At 73.6% G+C, this 8,196-nt stretch carries 4 protein-coding genes; 1 reads left to right on the forward strand and 3 read right to left on the reverse strand.

What is annotated here, in order from left to right; genetic code table 11:
• Window positions 1–422 precede the first annotated feature (422 nt).
• Window positions 423–4,238 carry an ABC transporter ATP-binding protein gene (locus tag HW445_RS11750; RefSeq protein ID WP_180220969.1) on the reverse strand — a complete coding sequence of 1,272 codons (3,816 nt, stop codon included), beginning with the start codon at window positions 4,236–4,238 and terminating at the stop codon, window positions 423–425.
• A 223-nt stretch (window positions 4,239–4,461) separates the two neighbouring features.
• On the opposite strand from HW445_RS11750, the gene HW445_RS11755 reads away from it, so the two are divergent.
• The gene (locus tag HW445_RS11755; RefSeq protein ID WP_180220970.1) at window positions 4,462–5,262 is read left to right on the forward strand and encodes a phosphatase; all 801 of its coding nucleotides are present in this window, start codon (window positions 4,462–4,464) and stop codon (window positions 5,260–5,262) included.
• Here HW445_RS11755 and HW445_RS11760 read toward each other — a convergent pair.
• A complete protein-coding gene (locus HW445_RS11760; protein ID WP_180220971.1) occupies window positions 5,250–6,227 on the reverse strand; it encodes a cation diffusion facilitator family transporter in 978 nt (325 codons plus the stop codon). The two genes, HW445_RS11755 and HW445_RS11760, sit on opposite strands and share 13 nt — an antisense overlap.
• A gap of 152 nt (window positions 6,228–6,379) precedes the next feature.
• Window positions 6,380–8,196: CocE/NonD family hydrolase (locus tag HW445_RS11765; RefSeq protein ID WP_180220972.1), on the reverse strand; the 1,817-nt coding region annotated here is incomplete at its 5' end.

The raw sequence follows: 8,196 nt of genomic DNA on the forward strand, positions 1-8,196 counted from the left end.
CCGCTCCACCACGCGCAAGCGGGCGGCGCCGTACGCACGGGTGCTCACCGCGGCGTGCACAAGCCGGGCCTGGGCGGACAGCACTGTTCCTCCCCCGACCCGCCCCCTTCACAGAGGGACTTACGTTCCGCGGAGCGAGCCGTCGCGTGCGCACGTGAGGCCTGCGCCCACCCTCCCCCAAGCTCTCGACTTCGCTCGAGCAGGTGGGGGTACCCCCGGACGGAGTCTGGGGGAGGACCCCCATCGCCCCAGCGGCACGACTGCCCGCAGACGGTAACGGGAACGGCCGGGGCCTGCGGCACGAACGCCCGCAGACGGAACGGGTGGGGGCGCGCCCAGCGGCACGACTGCCCGCAGACGGAACGGGTGGGGGCGGGGTGGGGAGCGCACGGGGAACGCCCCGTGGACGGAGCGCGGGTGGGTCAGTGGGGGTCGGGGGCGGGTTCGGGGGCGCCGATGAAGGTCTGCCAGAGGGCCGCGTACCGCCCACCACGGACCAGCAACTCGTCGTGGGTGCCGTCCTCGGCGACCCGCCCGTGATCCATCACGATCACCCGGTCCGCCCGCGCAGCGGTGGTGAGCCGGTGGGCCACCACCAACGTCGTCCGCCGCCCGGCCAGCTTCTCCGTCGCCGCGTTCACCTGCGCCTCCGTGGCCAGGTCAAGCGCCGCCGTCGCCTCGTCGAGCAGCAGCACGTCCGGGTCCACCAGCTCGGCCCGCGCCAGCGCGATCAGCTGCCGCTGCCCCGCCGACAGGTTCCGTCCGCGCTCGGCGACCTCGTGCAGATAGCCGCCCTCCAGCGTGGCGATCATCTCGTGCGCCCCGACCGCCCGCGCCGCCGCCTCGACCTCCGCGTCGGTGGCGTCCGGCCGCCCGTAGGCGATGGCGTCGCGCACCGTGCCGGGGAAGAGATACGCCTCCTGCGGCACGACGCCGAGCCGACGCCGGTACGCCGTGAGGTCGAGTTCCCGCAGGTCGTGGCCGTCGACGGTGACCCGTCCGGAGGTCGGGTCGTAGTACCGGGCGACCAGCTTCACCAGCGTGGACTTGCCGGCGCCGGTCTCGCCCACGAACGCCACCGTCTGCCCGGCGGGGATGCGCAGACCGATCCCGGTCAGCGCGTTCGCCCCCGCCCCCGCGTCCGCGTCCGCGCCCTCGCCGTTGCCGACGACCGCGCCGTCACCGGCGTCCGGGCCGCCCGCACCGCCGTACGCGAAGTGGACGTCGTCGAAGACGATCTCCCCCCGCAGCTCGCGCACCGGCACCGGCCGCTCCGCGGCCTCGGTGGAGGTCGGCTCCCGCAGCAGTTCCTGGACGCGCCCCAGCGAGACGGTGGCCTGCTGGTAGCCGTCGAAGACCTGGGAGAGCTGCTGCACCGGGGCGAAGAACAGGTCGATGTAGAGCAGGTAGGCGACCAGCGCCCCCGCCGTGAGCGTGCCCGCGGCGATCCGCCCGGCGCCCACCCACAGCACCGCCGCCGAGGCGACCGTGGCGAGGAACTGCACGAACGGGAAGTACACCGAGATCAGCCACTGGCCCCGGATCCGCGCCCGCCGGTACAGGTCGCTGCGGGCGGTGAACCGCTCGCCGCCGGAACGCTCCCGGCCGAACGCCTGGAGGATGCGCAGCCCGGCGACCGACTCCTGGAGGTCGGCGTTGACCGTGGAGACCCGCTCGCGGGCCAGTTCGTACGCCTTCACGCTGGCGCGGCGGAAGAAGTACGTCGAGACGATCAGCGGCGGCAGCGTCGCGAAGACGACCAGGGCCAGTTCGACGTCGATCACCAGCAGGGCGCCCATGATGCCGAAGAAGGTGACCACCGAGACGAACGCGGTGACCAGGCCCGTCTGCAGGAAGGTCGCCAGCGCGTCGACGTCGGTGGTCATCCGCGTCATGATCCGGCCGGTCAGCTCGCGCTCGTAGTAGTCCAGGCCGAGCCGCTGGAGCTGGGAGAAGATCTTCAGCCGGAGCGCGTAGAGCACCCGTTCGCCGGTGCGGCCGGTCATCCGCATCTCGCCGACCTGCGCCGCCCACTGGGCGAGCACCACGGCCAGCGCCACCAGTGACGCCGCCCAGACGCCGCCGAGCGCGGCCCGCTGCACGCCGTCGTCGATGCCGTTGCGGATCATCACCGGGAGGAGCAGGCCGGTGCCGGCGTCGATCGCGACCAGCAGGAGGCTGACCGCCAGCGGCGCGCCGAAGCCGCGGAGCAGGCGGCGGAGGTTGTACTCCTTCTCCGGCCGGACCGCGCGTTCCTCGTCGACGTCGGGGGTGTCGGTGGCCGGGGGCAGGGCGTCGACCTTGGCCAGCAGGTCGGGTGTGGCGGGCATGCCCTCCAGGGCGGCGTCGCGCGGCTCGCGGTCGCCGGTCCACAGGCGGGGGGTGACGCCGCGCTCGGCGTCGAACTCAGCGTCCAGCTCGTCACGGACGGTGGTGTCGGCGGGCTCGGCGCCGAGGTCCCCGGCGCTCGCCCGGACGTGGCCCGGGGAGACTCCGCCGAGTTCGTCGGGGTCGGTGAGCAGGCCCCGGTAGAGGGCGCAGCGCTCGGTCAGTTCGTCGTGGGTGCCGATGTCGGCGAGGCGGCCGGCGTCGAGGACGGCGATCCGGTCGGCGAGGTTGAGGGTGGAGCGGCGGTGGGCGATCAGCAGGGTCGTCCGGCCCTCCATGACGTGGCGCAGTGCCTCGTGGATCTCGTGCTCGACGCGGGCGTCGACGGCGGAGGTGGCGTCGTCCAGGACCAGCAGGCGCGGGTCGGTGAGGATGGCGCGGGCGAGTGCGACGCGCTGCCGCTGGCCGCCGGAGAGGGTGAGGCCGTGCTCACCGACCTTGGTGGCGTAGCCGTCGGGGAGCGCCGCGATGAAGTCGTGGGCCTGCGCCGCGCGGGCGGCCCGCTCGACCTCCTCGTCCGTCGCCCCGGGGCGGCCGTAGGCGATGTTGTCGCGCACCGACTCGGAGAAGAGGAACGAATCCTCGGGCACCAGTCCGATCGCGTCGCGCAGCGACCGGAGGGTCAGCTCGCGCACGTCGTGGCCGCCGATCCGGACCCGGCCGCCGGTGACGTCGTAGAAGCGGGGCAGCAGCAGCGAGACCGTGGACTTGCCGGAGCCGGAGGTGCCGACCACGGCGAGGGTCTCGCCGGGGCGGATGGTGAACGACAGCCCGTCGAGGACGGGGCGGGTGTCGTTGTAGGCGAAGGAGACGTCCTCGAACTCGACGGTGGCGGGCGCGTCGGCGGGCAGCTCGGCCGTGCCGTCCCGGAACGACGGCTCGGTGTCGATCAGCTCCAGCACGCGTTCGGTGCCGGCCCGGGCCTGCTGGCCGACGGTGAGCACCATGGCGAGCATGCGGACCGGGGACACCAGCTGGGCCAGGTAGGCGGAGAAGGCGACGAAGGTGCCGAGCGTGATGTGGCCCTCCACCGCCAGCCAGCCGCCGAGGGCCAGCATGGCGACCTGCCCGAGCGCGGGCACCGCCTGGAGGGCGGGGGTGTACCGGGCGTTGAACCTGATGGTGCGCAGCCGCCCGGCGAAGAGCCGGCGGCCGACCGCACGCAGCTTGCCGGTCTCCTGGTCCTCCTGGCCGAAGCCCTTCACCACCCGGACGCCGGTGACCGCCCCGTCGACCACGCCGGCCACGGCGGCGGCCTGGGCCTGGGCGTACCAGGTGGCCGGGTGCAGCTTGGTGCGGCTGCGGCGGGCGATCCACCACAGGGCGGGGGCGACCGCGACCGCGACCGCGGTCAGCGGGAGGGAGAGGGCGGCCATCACGCCCAGGGAGATCAGGAAGAGCAGGATGTTGCCGATCGTCATGGGCAGCATGAACAGCAGGCCCTGGATCAGCTGGAGGTCGCTGGTCGCCCGCCCGACCACCTGGCCGGTGGACAGCTCGTCCTGGCGGCGGCCGTCGAGGCGGGTGATGGTGCGGTACATGTCGGTGCGCAGGTCGTGCTGCACGTCGAGGGCGAGGCGTCCGCCGTAGTAGCGGCGGATGTACGTCATCACGTAGACGACGAACGCGGCGGCGACGAGCAGGCCCGCCCAGGTGGCCATCTCCCGGCTGCGGTCGCCGATCACGTCGTCGATGATCACCTTGGTGATCAGCGGGATCAGCGCCATGACCGCCATGCCGGCCAGGGAGGAGCCCAGGGCGAGTATCACGTCCTTGGGGTGCCGCCAGGCGTACGCCCCCAGCCGGCGCGCCCAGCCGGGACCGCCGCTCTCCTGTTGCCGCTCCGTCACTCGGGGTGCCCTCCGCCGGTCCTGATCTTCTTCCAGGCACCAACCACGGACGATGCGGATTTCATCCCTCCGCAACAATTGGCCGTGACCGCCCGCATCGGCACGGTGACCGGACGGCCCCGGCGGCTCGGGGCGGAGGCGGCCGCACAGGTTTCGGACGCCGGTTCGAAACCTGTGGACAATCCCCAGGACGTGCGGGGCGGGGTCCATCAGAATGGGTGACATGCCGATACCCGGGACCCCGACACCCAGCCGTGACGAGCTGATCGACCACCTCGTGCGCACCCGTATCGCGGGGGACGTCGCCACGCCGCGTGAGAACAACCTGTCCCACTACCGTGCCCTCGCCAACGGCGACCGCTACTACTGGTTCGGTCTGGAGTTCGGCGACCGCTGGGCCGACGAGCAGGACGTCCTGGCCGTGATGGCGGAGCGGGTCGGGGTGGACGACGACCCGGCGCACCGGGCCGGGCAGGACACCATCGACCCGGAGCTGACCGTGGCCGGGCTGGAGCGGATGGCGGCACGGCTGCGGAAGGCGGCGGAGGACGGGCAGCGGGTCCTGCTGGCCACCGGCCACCCGGGCGGCCTGCTGGACGTCCACCGGGCCACGGCGGCCGCCCTGCGCGCCGCGGGCTGCGAGATCATGGTGATCCCGGAGGACCTCGGCACGGTGGAGGGCCGGGTGGTCCAGTTCGCCGACGTGGCCGTCGTGGAGCGCGGCGCCAGCCTGTGGCACACGCACTCGGGCGACCCGATGCGGGCCATCCTCTTCGCGCTGGCCGAGGACGGCCGTCCGCTGCCCGACCTGGTGGTCGCCGACCACGGCTGGGCGGGGGCGGCGGCCCAGCACGGCGTGGACGCGGTGGGCTACGCGGACTGCAACGACCCCGCGCTGTTCGTGGCCGAGGCGGAGGGCACCCTCCAGGTGGCCGTGCCGCTCGACGACCATGTCCACAGCCCCCGGTACTACGACCCGATGACCGCCTACCTGCTGAACGAGGCCGGCCTCTACGAGGGCTGACCCGGGCCCCCTCCACGCGCGGGCGTCGGGTCCAGGTACACCCGGCTGATCACCGGGAACACCTCCCGCAGCCGCCGTTCGGCGGCCTCGCAGGCCCACTCGACCTCGGCCGCGGTGGAGACGTCCCTGAAGTCGACCTTGGCGGCGACCAGGGCCTCCCGCGGCCCCTGGAGCAGCGTGGTGAGCTCCAGGACCTCCTCGATGTGCGGCACCGCCCGCAGCTCGGCACGGATGCCGTCCCGTACCGCGGGCGGCAGCGGGCGGCCCACCAGCAGCTCGGCGTTGGAGCGCCCCAGCACCCACGCGACGTACAGCAGCAGCGCGCCGATCAGCAGCGAGGCCACGCCGTCCCACACGCCGGAGCCGGTGAGCTGCCCGCCCAGCAGGCCGAGCGCGGCCAGCGTCAGTCCCACGAGGGCGGCGGTGTCCTCCATGACCACGGCCTTCACCGCGGTGTCCGGGGTGTGGCGCAGGTACCGCCCCGTGCTCGCCCCGTACCGCCGGGCCTCGGCCCGGGTCTGCCGCAGGCCGGTGCGCAGCGAGACCCCCTCCAGCACGAACGCCACCGCCAGCACGATGTAGGAGACCAGCGGGTCGCCCAGGTCCTCGCCCTTCACCAGGGTGTGGACGCCGTCGTAGAGGGAGAAGACGGCCCCGCCGACGAAGGTGGCGACGGCGGCCAGCAGCGCCCAGATGTACCGCTCCGGGCCGTGGCCCAGCGGGTGCGCCTGGTCGGCCGGTTTCTCGCTGCGCCGCAGCGCGGTGAGCAGGAGCAGCTCCGTGACGGTGTCGGCGACCGAGTGGGCGGCCTCCGAGAGCATCGCGCTCGATCCGCTGATCACCCCGGCCACCGCCTTGGCGAGGGCGATGCCGAGGTTGGCCGCGGCGGCGACGATCACCGTGACGGTGCTCTCCCCGCCGCCTTCGGAGGACACCTCGGCCGTGCTGCCCGGAAGGTTCGGCATGTGCCGATTCTCGCCCGTGGACGGGGGACGCGCTTCCGCGCGGACGCCGCGGTGCGGGGCGGTCGACCGCGGCCGCCCCGCACACCACCGGCTCCGTCCGGCTCGGCTCGGCTCGGCTCGGCTCGGCTCAGCTCAGCTCAGCTCAGCTCAGCTCAGCTCAGCGGGACCTTCCGCGCGTCGGACGGCACGACCGCCGCGTCGACGGCCTCCGGCACCAGTGACCTCCCCGGCGCGAAGGACCGCATCGGTCCTTGGACCGGCAGGTTCAGCGTGGTGGCGCCCAGGTCGATCCGGTACGCCGAGGCGGCGCCGTCGACCCGGACCGTACCGCCGTCGTAGCTGGTGACGACCAGCCCGAGCTGGTGTCCGGCCGGGACCAGGACGTCGTTGGTCTGCAGCTCCACGGTCAGGGCGTGCTTCCCGCCGCCCGCCAGGCGGGCCCAGCCGCGGCCGAGGACCTGCAGGTCGGACTGCTCGGTCCGCCGCTCGACGTCGCGGTAGCAGGCGTCGTCGACGGCGGAGGAGGCGCCCCAGCAGGTCTCCGTGGTCAGGGTGCGGGCCCCGTCACCGGAGGCGGAGACGCGCTGGGCGGGCCCGTAGTCGACCAGGGCGACCGCGAGCTGTCCGGTGGACGCGCCGGTGGTGACCGTCGTGGTGAGCGAGGCGGGTCCGGACAGGCGCAGGTCGTCGGCCAGCCGCCCGGTGGTGAAGAGGAGGCGCGAGTCCGAGGCGCCGGATCCCAGCATCTGCGCGAGCCGGCCGCTGGGGTTGTTGGTCCAGGCGGCCTCCCCCTTCTTCCCCCGCGCGCCCAGCGCCAGGGTGCCGTCCGTCCCCGGCCGCAGCGCGGCGACGCGGTCGGTCACCGGCCACGTCCCGGAGTGGACGACCCGGCCCGGGGCGATCTCGGCGCGCACCGGCGGCTCCTCGGTGACGCCGTTGTCGACGCCGTACAGCTCGTGGTCGAACCATCGGTGCAGGGTCCCGACCCACTCGGCCCGGTCGGAGTCGTACGGGTCCACGTGGCCCAGCCGGGTCAGGAACAGCTTGCGCTCGACCCCGTGCTCGCCCAGCGCCTCCCACCAGCGGGAGAAGTTCTGGGTGTCCACGTTGGTGTCCTGCAGGCCGTGGACGATCAGCGCGGAGGCCCGGACCCGGGAGGCGTCGCCCAGGGTGCCCTCGCGGTAGTCGCGCTCGTCCCAGAAGGCGGTGTGCTCACCGGTCTCGTCGGCGGCGTCGGCCCGCATCCGGGCGAGCTGCGCGGAGCAGTCGACGTCCAGCAGACGGCCGCCGGCCACGTAGGTCGACAGGTAGTTCGGGTAGCCGTAGGAGAAGGGCAGCCCCTGCCAGCGGTCGTAGTCGTACCAGGAGCTGATCGCGCCGATCGGCACGATCGTCTCGAGGCCCTCGGTGCCGAGGGCGGCGACGCCGTTGGCGAGCGTGCCGTCGTAGGACTTGCCGATCATGCCGGTGGCGCCGGTGGTCCAGTCGGCGTCCGCCGGGGAGCCGTCGGCGAAGGACGCCGTGGCGTTGCCGTTGAGCCAGTCGACGGCCGCCTTGACGGACAGGATGTCCGAGCGTCCGCCCTGGTCGACGCAGCCGGTGGAGCGGCCGGTGCCGGCCATGTCCACCTGGACCACCGCGTAGCCGCGCGGCACGAACCAGTTGTCGTACCAGAGCGGGAAGGACTCGATGGTGCCGTCCGCGTCGTAGGTCTTCTTCTCGCTCTCGTTGCCGCGGCCGCAGCAGGAGTAGTAGGGACTGGCGTCCATGATCACCGGAACGCGCTCCACGCCGTCGAGTTCGGCGGGACGGATGACGTCCACGGCTATCCGCTCCCCCGAGCCGTCGCCGTCGAGGTCGGGGGCCTCGACCCAGACCGACTCCTTGATCGCCTTCTCGTAGTCGTGCACCGCGGCGGTCCTGCCGTCCGCGCCCAGCCGGGCGCCGGTACCGGCGAGCGGGACGGTCT

It is taken from the genome of Streptomyces sp. UH6, assembly GCF_013421635.1.
Taxonomy (GTDB): Bacteria; Actinomycetota; Actinomycetes; order Streptomycetales; family Streptomycetaceae; genus Streptomyces; species Streptomyces abyssomicinicus.